The sequence below is a fragment of the Rhizobium sp. BK312 genome, from assembly GCF_014193605.1.
Taxonomy (GTDB): Bacteria; Pseudomonadota; Alphaproteobacteria; order Rhizobiales; family Rhizobiaceae; genus Rhizobium.
On sequence record NZ_JACHZP010000019.1, the window covers coordinates 1 to 21,826 of the forward strand.

The following is a 21,826-nucleotide window of genomic DNA, read 5'->3' on the forward strand; positions in this document are numbered from 1 at the left end:
CCGGCGAATACGGGTTATGCGGGGAATCTCGCAGGACAACCTTGCGCTTGAGGCCAATGTCGAGCGCTCCTATGTGGGCTATCTCGAACGCGGCAGTAAGAACCCGACGGTCACGACGCTTGAGAAGATAGCTGAAGCGCTGGCCTGCGATATTTCGGAGTTTTTCGTCCGGTGGCTGATGATCTCGTGACGATTAAGCCGCTGAAGAGCGGGCGGAAACCTTCGCGTGGCTGATATTTACTTCGCCCCGCCGCCATTGAAGTTGAGGGCCTCGGGTCCCTTAGTCCGTGGCACCTGAATTGCGCGCGCCCAGTTATCGATTATTTGTTCTACGACCCCGAATGGATCAGGACAAAATGTGATGAGATTAGATGGCAGCGGCGATAACTTCACCGCTGCCACAGATACGGTCACTCAACCGGCTTGATCGAGGCGATGATCGCCTTGACTTCGGCATCGTGCTTATCTTCCTCGCCCTTGTCTCCCCAGTACGTCACGACGAGAGCGTTGTCAGCGCTCACCTGCGCGATTAGCAAGCCGACGCTAACGGGACCGTCTTCATCCTTGCCATCCCATTCCAGGGTGGCCATCTGGATACCGTTGACGTCGGTTGCAGGCGTCTCCTTTTGGGTAGATGGGTCGATCGTCACTTTGTTTTTTGCGAGAAAATCGATTGCACCGGTAACAACTTTCTCCATGGATTTGCCGCTGGCGACCTCGACTGAAAGGTAGACCGCAGAATCGTCGGAGGTTCCCTGGACGCCACCGTCGGTTTCCTCCGGCTTCCAGCTATCCGGAATGGTGATACTCGCGACAGGCTTGTCACTGGGAAATGTCAAGGTCGCGGCCTGCGCCGCGAAAGGAGACGCTAATACAAGCAAGGCCAATGCAAAGGTTTTCTTCATGGTAGTATCCTTAGAACTTAAAGCCGATATACAGGACGGCCATGGGACTTCTAAATACAATATATTAAGATCGTAACCACTTGGCGGACAAAGGAACAAATTTAAAGGTAATAATTGGAACCGAGATATTCTGTGTTCCCGGAATGTTCAATCGCAGATCAATCTTTAGTCGCAGACCTCATCTTCATATCGATAGTTGTGCAGCGGTATTAGGCCTCGGATGTAAAATTACTTACGAAATGCGGCCCTAATTTCCATTTCGCGATAGCAGGGTATTAGTGAAACATAGCAGGAAATCTCACTGGCCTGTTCACCTCTCACCGAAGTAACCTCAGAGGGAAGCGACCGATTACGATCTCGACCTTAGTCAACAGCGCGCGGAGGCAATAAGGGAACCCCAAGGATCCGAGAAGCCGCTTGTACTGATACACGAGCTGGGGTGGCAGCCGCAGATTCGAAGTTGGCGCTTGGCCTCGTCCTCCGCGTCGTCACCGAGCAAAGCAAGTAAGCGCGGCGACCTCAATGAATGCAGCGCAAGAAGGCAGTAGATATTTTAAAACTCTTCCCAGTTATCCTGCGAAGGGGCAGCGGCGCCGTAGCTCTTGGCGATATCGGCGACCATCTGCCGGGCGGGCGAAGCGACGGGTCGGTGCGCGGGTGGGCTCTTGGCGGCGTTCACCGCATTTGCCGGGCCCGGGCGCGGTACAGCGCGGGGTGCAACTGTCGGCCGAGGCGCGGAGACGTAGACCGCTTCTGCCGAACCGGAAGCACTCGCTGCAGCACGGGCAGTTCCGCCACCGAGATTGAACTGCGCGATCAGTTCGCGAAGACGTCCGGCTTCTCCGGCAAGCGTAGCGCCGGCGGCATTGGTTTCCTCCACCATGGCCGCGTTCTGCTGTGTGACCTGGTCCATCTGGTTGACGGCCGTGTTGACTTCGCCAAGTCCCGTGGACTGCTCGCGCGCCGAGGTGGCGATCGCGTCCATGTGCTGGTTGATGGTGACGATGTACTGCTCGATCGTCTTCAGCGAATCCCCGGTCGCCCGCACCAGTTTCACGCCGCTTTCCACTTCCGATGTCGAGTTGCTGATCAGGCCCTTGATTTCCTTGGCAGCCTTCGCGGAGCGCTGCGCCAGTTCGCGGACTTCCTGAGCGACGACGGCGAAACCGCGCCCGGCTTCACCGGCACGGGCAGCTTCGACGCCGGCGTTCAGCGCCAGCAGGTTCGTCTGGAAGGCGATCTCGTCGATGACGCCGATGATGTTGGAAATCTGCGTCGAGGAGGCTTCGATCCGCTCGATGGCATCGACGGCATTGGCGACAACGGTTCCAGACTGCGCAGCACTGGAATTGGCCTGGATGGCGATCGTCCGGGCCTCATCGACGCGTCTGGAGGAGTTGGTGACGTTGACGGTGATCTGGTCCAGAGCGGCAGCCGTTTCCTCCAGCGAGGCAGCCTGCTGCTCCGTGCGGCGCGACAGGTCGTCGGCGCTCTGGCTGATCTCGCGCGATCCGCTGTCGATCGCATTGGTGGATTGGGCGACAGAGCGAAGCGTCTCGGCCAGCTGTGCCACGGCACCGTTGAGATCGTGGCGCAGGGCTTCGAAATCTGGCGCGAAGGGCTCGGTAAGCTCGAAAGATAAATCGCCCGCCGCAAGGCGCTTCAGGCCGGATGCAAGGCCCGACGTTGCTTCCTGCAGGCGGCGCTGGGCAGCTGCCTCGGCCTCCGCGGTCAGCCGCTGACGGTCAGCTTCGGTCTTGATGCGGTTGGCTTCCGCTTCCGCTTCCAGGCGCTTGTTGTCGATCGTCGCCTGCCGGAAGATTTCGACGGCATTCGCCATGGCGCCGATTTCGTCGCGCCGCCCCAAGGAGGGAACCTCGGTTGTCGTATCACCTTTTGCCAACCGGGTCATGAAACTGGTCATGTCCTTAATCGGACGCACGACGCGGAAGGAAATCGTCACGACGGCGAAGAGACCGAGTACGGCTGTGATCGAAAGCCCAATGTAGGCCGTGTTCTCAGTTGACGAAATCGTCTGCTGGCTCGCGGCGCCCTCGTCCTTTACATTCTGAGAAAGATCATCCACTGCAGCCTGAATATCGTTCGACGCCTGCGTGTAGGCTTTGAAAGAGTCGCCATAGAACAATGCCAATGCCATATCCTGCTGATCGGCCTGTTTGGCGCCAAGTGCCTTACTCCATAGCGCCTGCGACGCAGCCCACGAGGCGGCAAACTTGCCGTAGAGTTGCCTGTCGCCCTCATCGATCATCAAGGGTTCATATTTAGCCCGGTCGTCGGCAACATCCTGCTCTGCCTTGGCAAGCGCACCGGCAAGGTCGACTGCATGGTCCTTACTCGACGTCAGCAAAGCACCCTGCGCAATCCTCACATCGCCAATGTCGGCATTCAATTGTCCAAGAGCAATGAACGACGGCACGCGTTTGGCGACGATCTGCGTTGAACCTCGATCTATGGATTGCAGAGATATGATAGAATAAGCGCCCTGCCCGATAACGACGGCCAGGATAAGACAGAGCAGCAAAGTGATCAGAAACCCGATGGATAAACGCTTCATACAAGGAGCTCCCAATTATTGACACTGGGCCGCGCTTCATCGGCCGCAAGAAAAACATTGCTCATGCACAGGCAATAAGTATATTTTTGCCAAGCCAAACCAAATAGATCCATTTTACTTACTATTCGCACAATGGAATATGCTAAAAAGCACTTCCATCATCGGAAAATATTGCACTGGACCTCAGATAATCGAGATTGCAGTAAAATACTTAATGAACTGCGAATGCCCTTAACGGGTTATTTCTTAAATGGAACATCCACGGCGGGCGTTACCACGGTGTTCTTGTGCATGGCCATTACGTTGAAGCAGTCCCCTTACAGGTGAGGGATCATACTAACGGGCGGCAACCGCAGAAGCGCTAGAACGGCCATCCAGTCCCAATACCGCGTCTCTCACCACTTAGGCACAGCAGGAGCGCAAGGATCAGTAGAACGGCAGCGCCCGCCGTCGCAGCGTTTCCAAAGAGATTCGTCGCGACGGCACCTAAACCCGCTCCTACCAGGAAACTTAGGGACACGGCTCCGAACTTCTTCGATTGCTCTAAATCATTCGTATCGCGGTGACGACTGAGCCCATTGAATAAGGATTCCGTCGCCCTCCGAAGGTTTCCGGTGGCGATGACCGAATTGTATGACCACCTGTCAAGCTTGGTGAAGATCGAGCTTTGGACGGAGGCTACAAAGGAGATGGCCAGAACGATTATGCCGACGCCTCATCGCCATAAGACATCTCGGCGCTCCAGCTGCAGCGACGGTCGAAAGGCATCGCCCTCGGCCAATTGGCCAGGGCCTCCGCCGGTGCGCCGGATCGCCGCCACATGCCATCGACGCTTTCGAAATGGGAGCCATGCGGGCAGCATCCACGGCTGCCAGTCCCTTCACGACGCGCATGCCAAGTCGGACAGCATGCCGCCTGGTGTCGCCGACGGGTCCAGCGTGAAGTCCCGGCGAGAGCTGTTGACGCAGCCGGTAGGACAAGGCGGTCTGCTTTAACGCCTAAACTCAGCCGGATGATTATCGGAAACGAAAAAGCTTGCCGCGTGAGGAGGTGCGGCAAGCTCTTCGAAATATTGAACAGCGGCTGGGAGGAGGAAAGGGGCAACCTTCAAGCGGGTATCAATCCCGCGGCGCGGTAGCTTTCGATCATTGCGTCGAAGAGCGTGATGTCGGAGCGGCTGCGGGCAAGAAGCTGGGCTCCCGCAACGGCAGCGAAGATTGCCCGCGCCCGTGCCTCGCTTTCCATCTCTCCAACCAAGCCCGCCTCTACCAAACGCTCTTTGAGCCAAGCGATATTAACATCCGCGAAGGTTTGAACCTGCTTGCGCACCGGCATGGGAAGGTCATCGTACTCCGCACCAAGGAAGCTTCCGAGGCAAAGGCGGTTACCGTTCTCCAGAGACATCCGGAATGTCTCTGGATACTTGCGGAGACTTGCCTTTGGATCGCTCTCGGTGTCGGCGACCTCTTCCAGCCACGCCTTCGTGTCCTGCCAGTAGCGCTCGGCAATCGCTGCGGCAAGATCGGCCTTGCTCGGAAAGTGATGATAGATGCTCGCGGCCTTGATTCCGACCTCGGCGGCGAGCTCGCGCATGTTGAGGCCGCCATAGCCATGTGCCTGCGCGCTCAGCCGACCGGCAATAAGGATCGCTTCTTTTGCATTTCCCGACAATATATGAAACTCCACCAAAGCCTACCAAATGTTAGATAGGGGTTGACGACTGGTTTGTAAAGCTCTAGCTGTTCCTAACCTACCAACTGTTAGTTAGAGAGAATTCCATGAGCAACGAGCTGATATATTTCGATGCCACCAGACTTGCCGAACTCATCCGCACACGGCAGGTCTCGCCTGTGGAAGTCGTCCAGACACATCTCGACCGCATCGGGGGGGTCGATCCCCAGGTCAATGCGATCGTAACCGTCGCCGACGGCGCAATGGATGCTGCGCGTAAAGCCGAAGCTGCTGTGCTTGCAGGTGAGGAGCTGGGTCCGCTCCACGGCGTGCCGTTTACCGTCAAGGACTCGATCGACACCGAAGGCGTCCTGACCCAACGCGGTTCGCCCATCTTCAAGGGACGCACGCCGGACCGCGACGCCACCAGCGTCGCCCGCTTGAAGAAGGCTGGCGGCATCCTGCTCGCCAAGACCAATCTGCCGGAGTTCTCCTACTGGATCGAAAGCGACAATCTTCTGACCGGGCGCTCCAACAACCCGTGGGATCTGGAACGGACGCCGGGCGGATCGAGTGGCGGCGAGTCCGCAGCCATCGCCGCCGGCATGTCGCCGCTTGGTCTTGGAACGGATCTTGCGATTTCCGTGCGTGGGCCTGCAGCACAGACCGGCATCACCTCGATGAAGGCGACCCATGGCAGCATCCCTATGATCGGGATCTGGCCCCGCGCGCCGCGCCGTTTCTGGCATGTCGGGCCGATGGCTCGTTCGGTGCGCGATATCGCCCTTGCCTTCTCGCAGCTTGTAGGGCCGGACGGGGAGGATGCTTTTTCTTCCAGCACCGTTCCGTTCGACGCGGGCATCGGGCGCCAGCCGTTTCGACAGCTTCGTGTGGGCTGGATGGTCGGCCCCGGCTTGGGTCCCGTCGATCCAGAAGTTGTCGCCACCGTAAAGGCTGCCGCCGATGCGCTGAAGGATATTGGTCTGTCAGTTGAACATGTGGGCATCCCTGCCCTCGAAAAGGACTTCGCGCTCGACGTCTTCAACCGTCTTCACGTTATGGAGATGAAGCCGGCCTTTCGCGAGGCGACTGCTGGTCGTCGCGACGAGGAACTCTACAAGATGGCGAAGACGATGCTGTCGCTGCCCGATACATCAATGGCGGATTACATCGACGCCGAGCAGGCGGCCGAGCGACTGCGGGACGGCTATGCAGACTACTTCTCCCGTTACGACGTTCTCATCACCCATGTCCTGCCGATCCCGGCCCACAAGCATGGCGTGGAAAAGTTCGTGATCGACGGACAGACGGTGGATGCCACATATCTGCAGGGCGCGACCGTCCCCCTGAACGTTACAGGTCTCCCCGGCGTCTCGATGCGCTTTGGCACGAGCTCCGAAGGGTTGCCGATCAACGTTCAGATCGTCGGCAAATGGCAGGCGGAGTCCACCATCCTGCATGTCGCTTCACTGCTGGAGAGCGTCAGCCCGACCCGCGGCCTGCGTCCTCAGCTCTGAAATCTGTCACCGACGGGGCCTGGCCTTCTTCAGAGCGAAGGCCAGGCTTCGCCACTTCGGCGAGCAGAGACCTCAGCTATGCGTGCGCCGGTTCCGCTGCGGTAGCGAACATGCCAGGCGGGTTCTACAAGCGAAGCGGGCCGGCGCGGCGATCGCTACCCTGCAACGTTTCGCCTCGTTTACGCAACCGCACGTAAGGGATTTCGGTTCGATTATTAAAGCCCGCGTGGCTCCACTGCCGACGCCTGACATTAGCCACGCCACTCCGTAATGGCGAGCGCGTCGTCCATGTGCACACCGGGCCAGAATTCGAAAGGACTCCAGAATACCCCCTTTTTTTGATCTTGGATGGTGGCATACCGCGGAACGTCGCGTGCGCAAAAGCGACGCCATACAGTTCGTCGATCGTCAACTTCGGATCTCCCATGCACCATCACGCAAGCAGACGCGCGTTTCTGATCAGTTCAGTCGCTGGCGTCACTCTCGCAACGATCGGCATTTCGTTCGGCACCCTGTGCGCAGCCGAAGTCGCCGCGGCTCTGGCGCCGGACCTCGCCTCCTACAAGCCTGCCTTCTTGACCGCCGACGAGTTTAAGACCGTCATCGCAATAGCGACCGCTTCATTCCGGCGGACGATGAAGGCCCGGGCGCACTCGATACGACTGTCCCAATCTTCATGGACCAGCAGCTCGACGCTAATCTCGGTGCCGAGTGGTACCTCAAGGGGCCGTTTCAGAAGAAGGCGGCAGGATAGTCGCAAACGGAACGCCGGAGGACGTTGCTCTCGCAAAAAACAGCAGGACAGGGCCGCATCTCAAGCGAATTCTTCCTTCCGACCGGCAAACAAACCAATCGAACGTTGGCCGTTAGGGTCGTAACGCTTCACGCATAGAACGCATGTAACGAGGTTACTTATGGTCGCTTGTCGGCAAGGATCGACAGCTTGTATATCTGCGGTGGCTTAGCGAACAGTTCCCCTTCCTCTGCCTTTGCCATCAAGGCCGCAGCGACTTGGCCGTTTAAGTGGGCATCCCTTCCGTCCTCATCATCAAACGTATCAAAGATTGCGAACGAACTTGGACCCTCCTGGATCGCATACCAGGAAATCGTCCCAGGCTCGGCATTGACCAGCGGTACGGCTGATCGCAGAAATTCGGCGACCGCCTCTTCCTTTCCGAGCTTTGCCTCGATCGGAACGTAGAGCGCGAATTTGGTCATGACCACCTCCATCGACACACTATCGTGCCGCAACTTAAGGAACGCGCTAACCACGACAAATGTTTGGCGGAGGAAAAATTAGGGGGCTTTGACCACCAAAGCATGCCGGCAGTCCGCGCGGCTCCCCTAACAGGCGGGCGGTATCGTGTTCGTTCTAGGCAAATGAATGACGATTTTGCGGACCGGTCTCTGACGGATTCACGCAGCGATCTCCCAGGGCGAAAGTGAATCCCTGGCTTGAAGTCTCCGGGGCCAATCGCCTTGAAGGGATAAGAACCGCAAATCTACGCCTTAGATTCGCTAAGAGATTGATAGTCCGATTACTTCTTACGTGAAGGACTGGCTGGTGGTTAACTTTCCTATTATGGAGTGAGGTGCGACAAGCAGCAGCTCCATCAGGATATTAGCCTTCACGAGCGCGAACCGCGTAGCTCGATTTATGTCTGCTGAACTTTGCGAATGCCCGCTGCCTCAAGAAGATCGGTTTTAGTGACGCAATGGCACATAAAATCGAAATTGCTATTGAGCGGGTGACGAAATTAACTCGACCCCTGAAATCAAGCCAATAAGGGGATCAAAATGGGAATGAAACTGTCACTGACTGGCGTAAGCACAGCAATTGCGCTCCTGCTTTCGAACCAGGCCTTCGCGCAGACTGCTGAAGTCATGCACTATTGGACAAGCGGAAGCGAAGCCGCCGCCATCAAAGTCATCGCCGATGATGTCGCCAAGAAGGGCGGCACCTGGAAGGACAGCCCGGTTACCGGCTATGAAGCCGCACGCGCCGCTGTTCTCAGCCGCCTCGCTGGTGGTGACGCACCAACTTCGATGGTCGTCGATCTCGGCGAAATCAAGCCGCTGGTCGAACAAGGCGTCCTCGCTCCGATCGACAATATAGCCTCCACCAAGGGCTGGCAGACATTCCTTCCTAAGCTAGTCGTCGATAAGGCAAGCGTTGACGGCCACCTTTACGCCGTTCCGATCGATATCGGCACTGCTAACTGGATGTGGTATTCCACGAAGGTACTGGACGATGTCGGCGTCAAGCCGCCGGCGACCTGGGACGAGTTCTTTGCCGCGGCGGATAAGATCAAGGCCAAGGGCTACATCCCTCTCGCTTTTGGTGGCCAGGCCTGGCAGGAGGCCCTCGTCTTCCGCTCGATCATGATCGCGACCGGCGGCAACAAGTTTTACACGGATGTCTACACCAAGCATGACGTTGATGCCGCCGGCGGTCCGCTGATGGTAAAATCCTTCGAGACTTTCGGTAAGTTGCGCGGCTATGTCGATGACGGCAACACCAACCGAAACTGGAACGACGCCACCAACATGGTGATCACCGGCAAGGCCGCGATGCAGATCATGGGCGACTGGGCCAAGGGCGAATTCCAGGCCGCCAAGATGACGCCCGGCAAGGAATACGGATGCGAACTCGCGCCGGGTACCAACGGCGTACTGAACATCGTTTCCGACACCTTCGTCTTCCCGGTCGGCGACAAGCCGGAACAGGTCGCGGCTCGCAAGCTGCTGGTCGACGTGATGATCGATCCCGAAACCCAAGTGGCCTTCAACTCCATCAAGGGCGCCCTGCCCCCGCGCCTGGACGTAAACCTCAAGGATGCGGACATCTGCACCCAGAAGGCAGCCGGCCTGCTCAAGGACCCGAACGCGCTTGCCCCGAACGCTGAGCTTTCGTTCAGCAGCGAGACCGTTGGCGCCATCAAGGATCTGGTAACCCAGTTCTGGAGCAACCCGTCCATGACGCCTGCCGACGCTGCAAAGCAGTATGCCGATATCGTTGCGCGGAACTAAGTTCTGCCGCTAGTCTCCGCTGCCCCGGCACGATTGCCGGGGCAGTTTTTGTAAACGAGTTGCGATGTCGACCAACGGGGGCAAGCAATGTTTAAGAAGAACCTGGCGGCCAAGCTGACGCTTGTGCCCAGTACGGTGGTCATCGCCGTCTGTTTCTACGGCACAATTCTCTGGACACTTTATATATCGCTGACGCATTCGACGATGCTGCCGAACTACAAGTTCTACGGCTTCAGCCAGTATGCCACCCTGCTGTCCATGCCGCGCTGGCATACCGCTTTTGCCAACATGCTGATCTTTGGCAGTCTTTTCATAGCCGGTTCACTCGTCATCGGCACGACGCTTGCAGCTCTTCTCGATCGCAACGTCAAGGCCGAAGGCCTCTTCCGCGTCTTCTTCCTCTATCCGCTCTCCATGTCCTTTGTCGTCACCGGCCTTGCCTGGCAATGGCTGCTGAACCCGACAACGGGCATCGAAGCACTGGTGCGCAGCCTCGGCTGGCAGGATTTCAGCTTTAACTGGCTTGCGAGCCCGGAAAAGGCAATCTACGCCGTCTCCATCGCCGCCATCTGGCAATCCTCGGGTCTTGTCATGGCCATCATGCTGGCCGGCCTGCGTGGCATCGACGGCGATATCTGGAAAGCAGCGAAGATCGACGGCATCCCCGTCTGGCGCTCCTATATCAGCATCGTGCTTCCCATGCTGCGGCCGCTGGTCCTCACCTGCGTCATTCTTCTCGCCACGGCCGTGGTCAAGAGCTACGACCTCGTTGTCGCCATGACGGGTGGCGGCCCGGGCATCAGCACCGATGTCCCCGGAAAGTTTGTCGTGGACCTCCTGTTTCAGCGCGCCAATATCAGCACCGCGGCTGCCGCCGCCATCCTGATGCTGGTAACGGTCATCTGCGCGCTTTCCCCCTATGTTTATATCGAGCTCAAGAGACAGAAGCGATGACTGCGACCCCTCTCGCCCAATCCGGCGCACCGGTGATCTATGTGGTTCCCCGCGCGAAAAGCGCGAAACCTGGCCGCGCCATCCTTTACGTCATCTTGTCCGTGGCGCTGGTCTACTATGCGATCCCGCTGCTGCTGGTGATCTCGACGTCGCTGAAGACCACCGACGAACTGCGCACGGGCAACATCTTCACCCTGCCCCAGAGCCTCAATTTCGATGCCTGGTCGAAGGCATGGATGACGGCCTGCACCGGAATCGAGTGCAACGGCATCCATGGAAATTTCTGGAATTCCGTCGAGATTGTCGTTCCGGGCGTGGTCTTCTCGATCCTGTTCGGCGCTCTGACCGGCTTTGCCCTCTCGCAGTGGCAATCGAAGCTCAGCCGCGTCATCCTGCTGTCGCTGATGCTGGGCGCCTTCATACCCTATCAGGTCATACTTTATCCGATGGTACGTATCTTTAGCAGCATTGGGCTCTACGGCACGCTGCCGGGCATCATCCTGATCCATATCATCTTCGGCCTGCCCTACATGGCACTGCTGTTCTTCAACTTCTATCAGGGCGTTCCGCCGGAGCTTTCGAAGGCAGCCAAGATGGATGGAGCGGGCTTCTTCACGATCTTCTTCGAGATCATGCTACCTATGTCGGTCAACGTGCTGGTCGTAGCCATCATCATGCAGGCGACCGGTATCTGGAACGACTTCCTGTTGGGCCTGATCTTTGCCGGGCGAGACCACCTGCCGATCACGGTGCAGCTGAACAACATCGTCAATACAACGACCGGCGTCAAAGAATATAATGTAAACATGGCCGCGACCTTTCTGACCGCGCTGCCGCCACTTCTCATCTACATTCTTTCCGGACGCTATTTTGCGCGCGGTCTCGCCGCCGGCGCAGTGAAGGGCTAATGCAATGACACAGATCTCCGTTATCGACGCGAACAAATCCTTCGGACCACAACATATATTGCGGGATATCAATCTCCAGGTCGCGAGCGGCGAATTCATCGTGCTACTGGGTTCCTCCGGATGCGGCAAGTCCACGCTGCTCAACGTCATTGCCGGCCTCGAGGACCTCGACACCGGCAGGATCATTGCCGGCAACCAAGATGTCACAAACGTCGATTCCAGCCGCCGCAACATGGCGATGGTCTTTCAGTCCTACGCGCTCTATCCCACCATGACGGTCCGCAAGAATCTCGGTTTCGGCCTGCGGGTTAACAAGGTCGCCAAGGCAGAGATCGCCAAGCGCGTCGAATGGGCCGCGAACCTCCTGCAATTGACGCCGCTTCTCGACCGTCGCCCCTCGCAGCTCTCAGGCGGGCAGCGTCAGCGCGTGGCGATCGGGCGGGCGCTCGTGCGCCGAAGCCCTATCTGCCTGTTCGACGAGCCTCTCTCGAACCTCGATGCAAAGCTGCGCACGGAGATGCGCCTGGAAATTAAGAAGCTGCACCAGGAATTGCGCAGCACAATCGTCTATGTCACGCACGATCAGATCGAAGCCATGACGCTGGCAACGCGCGTTGCCGTCATGAAGGCTGGCAAGATCGAGCAATATGCCACACCAGATGAGCTCTATGGGAAACCGGAAACCCTGTTCGTCGCCGGCTTCGTGGGCTCGCCGAGCATGAACCTTCTCTCGGCCCGCATCAGGATCGAAGATGGCGAGCCAATGGCAATCTTCGGCGAGCATCAGCTTCCGATCGATGCCTATCCGTTTCGTCATCCAGCCGTCAATGGCCAGGAGATCGTCATAGGGTTCCGTCCGGAGGACATACAGCTCGCCGACGACCGAACGACACTGCCGACCCTCTTTGCACCGGTCACATTCGTCGAACCCATGGGCGCCGATACCTTGGTATGGTTTGCCGTGGGAGACCAGAAGCTGTCAGTCCGACTGCCGGCAGCCAAGGCCCGTGGGCTGGGCGGCGAAGTACGCCTCGCTTTCAATCCGAGCATTGCATCGATCTTCTCGAAGAAAAGTGAACAGCGCCTGTAAAGGCACCGCGGCGGCCACTTCAAGCCGCCGCTCCCTTATCTCAACAAAGCTGTCCGATCAGCCTGTCCATCATGAGGTCGCAGAGGTGCAGCTCGGCTTCCTCGATATATTCGTCGGGTTGATGACCCTGATCCATGTTGCCGGGTCCGATAATGACCGTTTCCAGCCCTAGTCTCGTTGCAAATAGCCCAGCCTCGGTGCCGAAGGATACTTTCGTGGTCGGAGCCTGACCGAGAAGATGACGAGCGAAGGCGGTAGCAGGGCTCTCGGCTGAGGTGGACAGCCCCGGATAGGCATTGCGTACTTCGATCTCGGTTCCGCAAGCGGCGACAGCACGGATGCGGGCCACTATGTCGTCCGCATTGTCTTCGGCGAGGTGGCGGATCTCGAAATCGACCGAAGCGCGATCGGCGACGATATTGAGAACTTCGCCGCCGACGATCTTGCCCGCGTGAACCGTCGTGTAAGCGATGTCGTAATCGGCGTCGCTACGGCCATTTTCAGCAATCTCCTGCTGTACACCCCGCAGAGTAGCGACGAAATCACAAGCCAGATGAATGGCGTTGACGAAACGCGGTGCCAGCGAAGAATGGCCTGCTTCGCCTCTGAAACGAGCCCGCGCGGCCATCTTCCCTTTGTGGCCGAGCGCGATCGCCATCGATGTCGGCTCTCCGACAATGCAAAGCGAAGCCCTGAACTGTTCCTTAGCCAGGACATCGAGCAGGGAGCGCACGCCGACGCAGCCGATCTCCTCATCGTGGGAGAAGGCGAGATGCAATGGCCGCTTCAATAGCTTGCCATCGATGCGGTCGGCAGCGGATAGCGCGCTTGCAAGAAACCCCTTCATGTCCGTCGAGCCACGGCCATGGAGCCGAGAGCCGCGGCGCGTCAGCCGGAAAGGGTCGGAGGTCCATGCTTGCGTTGCGACCGGCACCACATCGGTGTGGCCGGAGAGAACAATGCCGTCATCCTGCCGGGGGCCGATGCTGGCAAACAGGTTCGCCTTTTTGCCAATCTCGTCAGCAACAAACCGGCACTCGAAACCGCGGTCGCGGAGATAGGTTTGGACAAAATCGATCAACGGCAGGTTGCTATCAGGACTAACGGTGGGGAAGGCGACAAGACGATCAAGCAGGTCAAGCGTATTCAAGAAATGACACTCCCAAAACGGACGAAGGCCCGCATCGCAGCGAGCCTCCATTATTCTCTTTCTTTGACGGCCCTCAGCGGGCCATCGTCTCTTCATCAGCCATTGTCTGGTTGATATCGGCCAGCAGTGCCGCGATATCACCCTTCGGGAAGGCCTGGCGGAAGCGCCGGTCGAAAGTCGTAAACATGCCGAAGAACGAGTTGGCGCAATGTTCGAGCATCCGATCCGCCTCACCCTCGTCGATCGACAGGTGCTTCTGGAGGAACTGATTGAACTTGGCCCGTGCGATCGGATTGGCGAGGATAAAGACGGGCTGCGTATCCCACTTCACTTCACGATGGCGCGAGGCGCGCGAACGGATTTGCAGTGGCGCTGCAAGATGAATGTCGCGCGAGGACGAACCGATTTCGATCTGCACGGCATCGTCATCGAGGATCCAGCGCCCCTTGCCGGAATCATAGAGCGCGAAATCCGCAGCAGGGATCGTGAGCGACACCCGCTTCGATTCGCCCGGCGCCAGGTGCACCTTGGCAAAGGACTTCAGTTCGCGCTTCGGACGCTGCAGCCGCGGCTTGCCGTAGCTCACATAGAGCTGGGCCGCTTCCTTGCCGGCGACGGCGCCGGTGTTGGTCACAATGAAGCTCGCGACCACCTCTTCGCCGACATTCAGCGCCGACCGATCCAATTTCAGATCGGAATAAGCGAAGCTCGTATAGCTTAGGCCGAAGCCGAAGGGGTATTGCGGCTCGATCTCGCGCGCATCATACCAGCGATATCCGACATGGATGCCTTCGCTGTAGTAGTGGCGACTGTTCTCGCCGGGGTAGCTGAGATAGGAGGGCATGTCCTGCATGCGCTTCGGGAAGGTTGTCGTCAGCTTGCCGGAGGGATTGACGACCCCAAAGAGAATGTCGGCGATACCGCCGCCGGTCGCCTGGCCGGAAAAAAACATCTCAACGATCGCCTTAACTTCCGGAACCCACGGCATGACGACTGCGTCAGGGCTGGCGATGGCAACGACGACATTCGGGTTGACGACAGCAACGGCGCTGACGAGCGCATCGTGACCCGGCGCTAGGTCGAGCGTCGTGCGGTCAGAGCCCTCGCCGTCGTAACCATTCTCCGTGCAAACAAAGATGACAACCACGTCGGCGCCCCGTGCGCCCTCGACAGCCTCGGTAATGAGTGCCGCGCGCTCACTCTCGACTTCGCTCGTGCCGCGGTACTGCTCCACCTTGATGGCATCGCCGGCCAATTTGACGATCTCGTCGATCGGCACATCGACAAGTGTCGGCGTGGTGGTCGCGCAGCCCGAGCCCTGAATGACCGGAACGCCGGCACCTTCGCCGATGACGACCATCCGCTTGACCTTGGCGGGCGTGATCGGCAGCAGTTGATCGTCATTCTTCAGGAGAACCATGGATTCGCCTGCCATGCGACGGGCGAGCTTGTGGTGGGCATCGCGGTCGAACACCGTGTTGCGCCGCTCGCCGAGCTTGCTGGCACGCACCAGCGCCAGAACACGCGCGCAGGCTTCGTCCACCACGGCCATGTCGACCTTTCCAGCCCCGATGGCCTCAAGAAGGTCGCTCTTGCGGGTTTCGCTTTCCGGCATGTCGAGATCGTTGCCCGCCGCCAGGGAAGCCGAACGATCCTTGATGCCGTGCCAGTCGGAGACGACGAGACCTTCGTAGCCCCACTCCTCGCGCAGTACCTTTGTCAGAAGCCAGTGATCCTCAGCAGCCTGAACACCGTTCAGGCGATTGTAAGAGCTCATGACCGTCCACGGATTACTCTTCTCGATCGCGCGCTGGAAGCCTTTGAGATAGATTTCCCGCAAGGCGCGCTCATCGACGACAGAATCCATCGAGGTACGCTCGACTTCGGAATTGTTGCAAGCAAAGTGCTTCAGCGATGCACCGACACCGTTTTCCTGTAAGCCGTTGATGACGCCGGCTGCGAAATCACCGCTGATGACCGGATCCTCACCGTAATATTCGTAAGAACGGCCGCCGAGCGGTGTGCGGCGGATGTTGATGCCGGGGCCGAGCAATAGATGCACGCCAAACTCCTGGCATTCCATGGCAAGAGCGGTGCCAAGCTCATGGGCAAGATCGACGTCCCAAGAGCAGCCGAGGCTGGACCCGTTCGGGAAGCAGGTGGCTTGCTTCATCGCGCCCCAGGCAACTTCGACATGGCTGGCCCGCTGGCCGACGACGTTGAGGAAGGCCGAGAAGTCGACGCCACCGGCTTCTTCGTTATCGATCTGGTGGATCGAGTAGCGGACACCATAGGTGCCATCGGTCATGACGATGTTCGGGATGCCGAGGCGTTCGATCGCCTTCGTCTTCCACATGCGGTGCCCGGCCAGAAGGGCGACCTTTTCCTCGTTTGTCATTTCGGCGATCAACGCCGCGAAGTCGCCGTTCATAAGCTTGTCTGAATTCACGTCATGTCTCCAAAGTGACTATGTGCTGGCACTCAACGAAGGACGCGCCCGGTCAGCGCGCGATGGTAGGTGATGGCCAGAAATTTTTGCGTCGAGCGATCATTGCACTCGCCCGGTCTTAGAGAAATAATGCATTTCCGAGGCGACGCTTCATCAAAAGCTTGGCAGCCCTATTACGTTGACACCTTGCGACGCTCCATGACCGGGGCGACCATCCCAGGTATGTAGGAATCGGACACACACGACTTGCAATGCTGCTCGAACATCTCGATCAATCGAGGCTTGCGATTTTGCTTTAGGGTAAAGACGCCGATGATCATCGGCTTCTGGCTGCCGGATATCGGCACGCGCACGACCGTCCGGCCGTCCATTGCCAATTGCGACCGAGGCCGAACATTTGCGATCGTATAGCCGTAGCCGTTCGCCACCATCGTGCGAATAACGTCCTGGTAAGCGGAACGCATGGCGATAGAGGGTTCAACGCCCGATTTCGCAAAGAGACCTAGGAAATATTCACGGCTGATGGGCAGGTCCAAGAGAATGAGCGGGTAATCGGCCAATTCATCCAAGCTGACAGATGGATAGCGTGCAAACGGATGTGATTCTCCAACGAGGATATGCGGAGGCAGCGTTGCAAGCGGCGTAAAATCAAAGTCGTCCGTGATCAGGAGGTCATAACTGATCGCCACATCGATTTCCGCACGCTGGAGCTTTCCCAGAAGCTCTTCGTGATCGCTGACTGTCTGAATAATGCGAGTTTCCGGGAAAGCTGTGGTGAAGGAGTGCGAAAGTTCCGGCATGATCATCGAGGCAAGCGTCACCATACATCCGAGCGAAAGCTGACCCCGGATCTTCTCATTCACTTCGGAGGCGACCGTATAGATATTTTCGGCCTGCTCGACGAGTTGCTTGGCTTCGGCCAGCATCAGGCGGCCTGCCGGCGTCAGCGAAAGACCTTTTGCATGGTGGCGCACGAAGAGCTGCGTCTGCAGTTCCGTTTCCAGATGGGTAATGGCCGTCGAAATCGATGGTTGGGAAATATTCAGTCGCTCGGATGCGAGGGTGATACTTCCTGTCTCCGCAGTCGCAATGAAATATTCGATCTGGCGGAGCGTGTATCTCATAGCGTCATAATATCTCTGCTAGCTGGAAGAACAAGCAGCGGGCGATCGCATTATTCATCGCCCGGCACCCCAAAGGATGGGGCGGCGTTGGGGTCGAGCGCCCGCTTAACGTAGTCTTCCATTTGCGGCTCATAAACCGCCCAAAGATCCTGGAGGGTCTCGATCGGCTGATCATGCCAGTCTACGCGGAGATCGACGATTGGCCAGGCAACGTTGCGGACAACCTTCAGTCCCGCCGAGCGGACGGCCCCCGCCTCGCCGCCTGCATCGAGGCCGGCGGCCAGCGCCTTCAGCAGCCTGGGAGGAAGATCGCCGACGGATGCCTCGAACGCGGCGACCATACGCTGCGGGACATCGGTATTGGAAAGAAGATTGCCGGCGGCGATACAACCTTCGCCCTTTGCCATCGCATGGATACCGAGCGTGCGCTCGCCGGAGTGACCGGCGACGTGTCCGCGTGCATCGACGATGGCCAGTTGCCGGTAGGCGGCAAACGGGGTCGATGCCACCAGCCGGCCAAGTGCCTCTTCCGCCGTCGCCCCCATTCCGAGCATCTCCAGGCCCGAAATTCCAAGGCCGGGATCCGTGATGTTCTGGCTGGCCACCACCCCCGCGCCTGCTCGGGCATGCGAACAGCGTGCGGCGACTGCCGGAGAGGAGGAGGAAATGGCGATACCGAACATGCCGGACTCGGCGCAGCGGGCGACGATGGAAAAAGTCATGGTCTCACGGCACCTTATTCCGGAATGACGGCGATAGCGTCGATTTCCACCAGCCACTCGGGCCGGGCAAGCGCGGAGACCACAATACCCGTCGAAACCGGGAAGACGCCCTTCAGCCACTTGCCAGCGACGCGGTAGACGGCCTCGCGATAGCGCGGATCCACGATGTAGATGGTGATCTTGCAGACGTGATCAAGGGACGAGCCGGCTTCATCGAGAAGCATCTTGATATTTGCCATGGCCTGTTCGGTCTGACCGGTGACATCACCGATGGCAACGCTGGCGGAAGTATCGAGATCCTGGCCGATCTGCCCACGCACGAACACCATCGTGCCCTTGGCGACAACCGTCTGGCAAAGGTCGTTATCCAGCTTCTGTTCCGGATAGGTATCCTTGGTATTGAACTTGCGGATGCGGGTATGGGCCATGTCGAATTCCTTGAATGGGGACCTGTATCGATGGGCTCTGGGGGCTGGCCTCAGCCGACCTTCTGGCTCGAAGGCCGGTATTCGTTGTACTTGCGCTGTGTCGAGATGCGGTCGGCGATATGCTTCGCGTCATGCCACACGCCCCAAATGAAGCTAGATCCGCGGCGTGACTGCCATGGCAACCCGAGGAAATAGATGCCGCGCTCGGCCGACACGCCGCGCTGGTGTTTCGGACGGCCCCGTTCGTCGAAAACATCCAGTTTCAGCCAGCGGTAGTCCGAGGAGAAGCCCGTGGCCCAGATGATCGTCGTGATGCCGGCCTGGGCAAGGTCGAGGTTGAGGATCGGATTTGCAACGCAATCCGGCTGCGGCTCGATCCGGCGCGCTTCGGGATCTTCCGGCAGGTCGATGCCGTTCTTCGCAGCATAGGCATCCGCCTCGTCAAGTAGCGCCATGTAGTTGGCATCGCCGCGATCCAGGTTGGTGGCAAGATCGTCGGAGAAGCTAAGGCTGGTTCCTTCGAAGCCGTTTGTGCGGCCGACCAGGATCATGCCCTTTCCGGCGAGACGGCGGAAATCGATCGTGTGGCCGCCCCGCGCACCGCTGACGGCGATCGTCACATGTTCGGCGCCCGGACCGGGTGTTTCCATATCCCACTTCCCCAGAACGCCCAGCCACCAACAGAAATCGCGGCCACGGTACGCGCGCGGCGGACGGTCATGCGGGCCGACGGAAAGATAGACCTTGCGGCCCGATAGCATCAATTCCTCGGCGATCTGGGTTCCGGAAGAACCGGCGCCGATGACGAGAACAGCACCTTCGGCGAGCTGGCCGGGGTTGCGGTACTTGGTCGAATGCATCTGCGTAATACCGGGTGCATTCGCGATCAGGTCGGGAACGACAGGCACTTGGAAAGCACCGGTTGCCGCAACAACGTTCTGGGCATCGATCACGCCTTGCGAGGTTTCGACGCGGAAACCGGGGCGCCCGATATGCCGCTCGACGCTCCTGACCTCTACACCGCAACGGATGGGCGCATTAATCTGGCGCGCGTATGCTTCGAAATAGTCGGCAACGGCGTCCTTTGCCGGAAAGCCATCCGGATCTAGGTCTGGGAACTCCATTCCGGGAAACCGATCATGCCAGGCGGGGCCGTTGGCAACGAGCGAGTCCCAACGCTCCGAGCGCCAGCGCTCGGCTATACGACTACGCTCGAGGACTAGGTGCGACACACCGGCCTTGCCCAGGTGTTCACTCATTGCAATGCCGGCTTGCCCAGCACCAACAACGAGAGTGTCCACGGTTTCAACTGCCATTGCTTGCGTCCTTTTTCCTTAAGGGCTGTGTGCGGATTGTGACGTCCGGTGTAGTTCACAGCCTTGCCGGGGAAAATTACGTTTTTAGTTTGCAGTGATTAGGCTGTCGCTAAGCTGATGAATGTTGGTGGTCCGCTGCCATCAGTTGAGTGTGCTGTATTTCCACGCAATGGGGCATGATCCTCGATGAGCTATGGGCTGCTCTTGATGGGTATTTGAACCTACGATCCGTCATTCCGATCGACCGGACGAGACGCTCGACGAAGACCGCATATAACGGTCTTGATGAAATTCGAGATTCATGCGCCTGTTTCTTCGGCAAGCGGACCAGCAATCGCTTGGCTGAAGCCGCGCAAGCCCGCGCTGGAACTTGTAGCCGATGTAACGGCCATGCACGGCTTCACCACGGATCATGAGACGGATCATATCAGCCGTGTTGATAAGCTCGGCGCGGCTCGACCAGAACATCTGCAGATAGAAGCCCGAATAGAATAGGAAGCTCTCGAGGAAGACACTCGCGACCTTCTTCTTCACGGGATCGCCCGAGGCATATTGTTGCATGACCAGCGGCGATCTTTTCTGCAGAAGCTCGTTCTCCTCCGACCGGCGATGGGCGTCATCGACATGAGGTGTCAGGCAAAGCGCGGGAAAGAGCGACAAATATCCTGCACCTCGACAGCCGTGGCGATCACGCTTGGCGCCCCGGCGGTCTTGACTCGCGAGCGCTGATACTGCTCAAGCAGATAGGTATTGTCTCGATGAAGTAAGAGGTGAATCAGTGATGCCCAGGTAGCGGTAACGCGAGATGGTCGAACATAACCCGCTTCGCCCCGAGCCTTGCTTTTGATGACGCAGCCGCGATTGCTGTCGCTTGATGACACCGGATCTGTAATTCGGCGTGGAGGATTACGCAGAGTTGTAAGGCGGGTCGGCATCGGAACTCCTGCCGATTTGCAATTTTGGCAGCTAGAAACCATCGGTCGTCTGATAATGCGGCGATGTGTACCCGAGACGACCCCGCAGCAACCCGACAATGCTGCCCAAGCACGATGCCCCGCGCACCAAGGTTCTGTCGCAAACTTTCCGTAGATTTGCCAGCGGTTTGATCTTGCCATAGATCCGGGATGATGAGCAGGCATGTTGAGTTCCAAATCATGGTTGATTTCAAAGGCAGTCACTACCCCAAGGATGTGGTCTTATATGCGGTGTTTTTCTACGTCCGATATGCAGTATCCTATCGTGATCTGGAAGAGATTATGGCTGAGCGCGGCGTTGCCGCAGACCACGCGACGCTGAACAGATGGGTCGTAAAATATTCGCCGCTTATTGCTTGCCAGGCCCGACGCCGCAAATCGGCGACCAGCCGTTCCTGGCGAATGGACGAGACCTATATACAGGTCAAAGGCAAGTGGACCTATTTCTATCGCGCTGTCGACAAATTCGGCAAAACCCTTGATTTCATGCTGTCCGAGCATCGTGATGAAGCTGCAGCCAGCGCCTTCTTCACCCGCATGATCGAGAACAATGGTTGGCCTGAAAAGGTCGTCATCGACAAGAGCGGCGCAAACCTGGCAGGATTGCAAAACGTCAATTGGCTGCTGCTACAGCATGGATGGTTTTGGCTGGTCGAGATCCTGCAGGTTAAATATCTCAACAACATGATTGAGCAAGATCACCGGTTTATCAAGACGCTGACCCGCCCGATGAGGGGCTTCAAATCCTTTCCGTCTGCGTCAGCGACGCTGGATGGCATCGAGGTGGCTCACATGATCCGCAAGCATCAATTTCCAGCCAGTGACCAGTCTGCATTTCAGCAATTCGCCGCACTCGCTGCATAAGTGTGTCCAGCGATAGCCCTTTCTCCGGCCTTTGCCAAAATTTGCGACAGAACCCTTAGAACGTCGGTTCATGAAGAGGTCGCCACCGCCGGATACCGGCATCAGGCGGTGGCAAGTTCGCCTGCTTCCCGCCATCTGCGCAGCAAAGC

At 58.2% G+C, this 21,826-nt stretch carries 18 protein-coding genes and 2 pseudogenes; 7 read left to right on the forward strand and 13 right to left on the reverse strand.

Annotated elements, in window-relative coordinates; genetic code table 11:
* The coding region (locus FHT85_RS30035) for a helix-turn-helix domain-containing protein (RefSeq protein WP_183775098.1) at nt 1-190 on the forward strand (190 nt) is incomplete at its 5' end.
* 220 nt (nt 191-410) lie between these two features.
* On the opposite strand, the gene FHT85_RS30040 is transcribed toward FHT85_RS30035, so the two are convergent.
* The 5 genes and pseudogenes from FHT85_RS30040 to FHT85_RS30055 form a co-directional block, all read right to left on the reverse strand.
* The gene (locus FHT85_RS30040) at nt 411-905 is read right to left on the reverse strand and encodes a histidine kinase (RefSeq protein ID WP_112412287.1); all 495 of its coding nucleotides are present in this window, start codon (nt 903-905) and stop codon (nt 411-413) included.
* A gap of 553 nt (nt 906-1,458) precedes the next feature.
* Entirely contained in the window at nt 1,459-3,480 is a 2,022-nt protein-coding gene (locus FHT85_RS30045; RefSeq protein ID WP_112412288.1) for a methyl-accepting chemotaxis protein, read from the reverse strand.
* A gap of 361 nt (nt 3,481-3,841) precedes the next feature.
* On the reverse strand, nt 3,842-4,186 hold the full coding sequence (locus FHT85_RS31080; RefSeq protein WP_112339092.1) for a YoaK family protein: 345 nt from the start codon (nt 4,184-4,186) through the stop codon (nt 3,842-3,844).
* Nucleotides 4,187-4,201: 15 nt separating this feature from the next.
* Nucleotides 4,202-4,447: pseudogene (locus FHT85_RS30780) on the reverse strand (hypothetical protein); the annotation flags it as partial.
* 140 nt (nt 4,448-4,587) lie between these two features.
* Nucleotides 4,588-5,151, reverse strand: a complete 564-nt coding sequence (locus FHT85_RS30055; protein WP_112339091.1) for a TetR/AcrR family transcriptional regulator — start codon at nt 5,149-5,151, stop codon at nt 4,588-4,590.
* A gap of 107 nt (nt 5,152-5,258) precedes the next feature.
* Between FHT85_RS30055 and FHT85_RS30060 the strand changes: the two genes are divergently transcribed.
* Complete coding sequence (locus FHT85_RS30060) at nt 5,259-6,668, forward strand: amidase (RefSeq protein WP_112412289.1); 1,410 nt, start codon at nt 5,259-5,261, stop codon at nt 6,666-6,668.
* Nucleotides 6,669-7,580: 912 nt separating this feature from the next.
* Here the strand turns inward: FHT85_RS30060 and FHT85_RS30065 are convergent.
* On the reverse strand, nt 7,581-7,886 hold the full coding sequence (locus FHT85_RS30065) for a putative quinol monooxygenase (protein WP_112412291.1): 306 nt from the start codon (nt 7,884-7,886) through the stop codon (nt 7,581-7,583).
* 579 nt (nt 7,887-8,465) lie between these two features.
* On the opposite strand from FHT85_RS30065, the gene FHT85_RS30070 reads away from it, so the two are divergent.
* The 4 genes from FHT85_RS30070 (at nt 8,466) to FHT85_RS30085 (ending at nt 12,650) form a co-directional block, all read left to right on the forward strand.
* A complete protein-coding gene (locus FHT85_RS30070; RefSeq protein ID WP_112412292.1) occupies nt 8,466-9,698 on the forward strand; it encodes an ABC transporter substrate-binding protein in 1,233 nt (410 codons plus the stop codon).
* Nucleotides 9,699-9,785: 87 nt separating this feature from the next.
* Complete coding sequence (locus FHT85_RS30075; protein ID WP_112339087.1) at nt 9,786-10,652, forward strand: carbohydrate ABC transporter permease; 867 nt, start codon at nt 9,786-9,788, stop codon at nt 10,650-10,652.
* Entirely contained in the window at nt 10,649-11,560 is a 912-nt protein-coding gene (locus FHT85_RS30080; protein ID WP_112412293.1) for a carbohydrate ABC transporter permease, read from the forward strand. Before FHT85_RS30075 ends, FHT85_RS30080 begins: the two co-directional genes overlap by 4 nt.
* Before the next feature lie 4 nt (nt 11,561-11,564).
* Nucleotides 11,565-12,650 (forward strand): ABC transporter ATP-binding protein, encoded by a 1,086-nt coding sequence (locus tag FHT85_RS30085; RefSeq protein WP_112339085.1) that lies wholly within the window; start codon nt 11,565-11,567, stop codon nt 12,648-12,650.
* Between the two features lie 40 nt (nt 12,651-12,690).
* Here FHT85_RS30085 and argE read toward each other — a convergent pair whose 3' ends face one another.
* The 7 genes and pseudogenes from argE to FHT85_RS30120 all read right to left on the reverse strand — a co-directional run.
* Nucleotides 12,691-13,800 (reverse strand): acetylornithine deacetylase, encoded by a 1,110-nt coding sequence (argE, locus tag FHT85_RS30090; protein ID WP_183775101.1) that lies wholly within the window; start codon nt 13,798-13,800, stop codon nt 12,691-12,693.
* A 73-nt stretch (nt 13,801-13,873) separates the two neighbouring features.
* On the reverse strand, nt 13,874-16,231 hold the full coding sequence (locus FHT85_RS30095; RefSeq protein ID WP_112412295.1) for a glycoside hydrolase family 3 C-terminal domain-containing protein: 2,358 nt from the start codon (nt 16,229-16,231) through the stop codon (nt 13,874-13,876).
* A gap of 191 nt (nt 16,232-16,422) precedes the next feature.
* Complete coding sequence (locus tag FHT85_RS30100; RefSeq protein WP_112339083.1) at nt 16,423-17,373, reverse strand: LysR family transcriptional regulator; 951 nt, start codon at nt 17,371-17,373, stop codon at nt 16,423-16,425.
* 50 nt (nt 17,374-17,423) lie between these two features.
* Nucleotides 17,424-18,095 (reverse strand): DUF1028 domain-containing protein, encoded by a 672-nt coding sequence (locus tag FHT85_RS30105; protein ID WP_112412296.1) that lies wholly within the window; start codon nt 18,093-18,095, stop codon nt 17,424-17,426.
* 14 nt (nt 18,096-18,109) lie between these two features.
* On the reverse strand, nt 18,110-18,523 hold the full coding sequence (locus FHT85_RS30110; RefSeq protein WP_112412297.1) for a RidA family protein: 414 nt from the start codon (nt 18,521-18,523) through the stop codon (nt 18,110-18,112).
* Nucleotides 18,524-18,573: 50 nt separating this feature from the next.
* Nucleotides 18,574-19,839: a flavin-containing monooxygenase gene (locus FHT85_RS30115; protein WP_112412298.1), complete on the reverse strand. Its 1,266-nt coding sequence runs from the start codon at nt 19,837-19,839 to the stop codon at nt 18,574-18,576.
* Between the two features lie 345 nt (nt 19,840-20,184).
* Nucleotides 20,185-20,502 (reverse strand): annotated as a pseudogene (locus FHT85_RS30120) (ribonucleotide-diphosphate reductase subunit beta); the annotation flags it as partial.
* Nucleotides 20,503-20,993: 491 nt separating this feature from the next.
* Between FHT85_RS30120 and FHT85_RS30125 the strand changes: the two are divergent.
* On the forward strand, nt 20,994-21,677 hold the full coding sequence (locus tag FHT85_RS30125; RefSeq protein ID WP_112401320.1) for an IS6 family transposase: 684 nt from the start codon (nt 20,994-20,996) through the stop codon (nt 21,675-21,677).
* Nucleotides 21,678-21,826 lie beyond the last annotated feature (149 nt).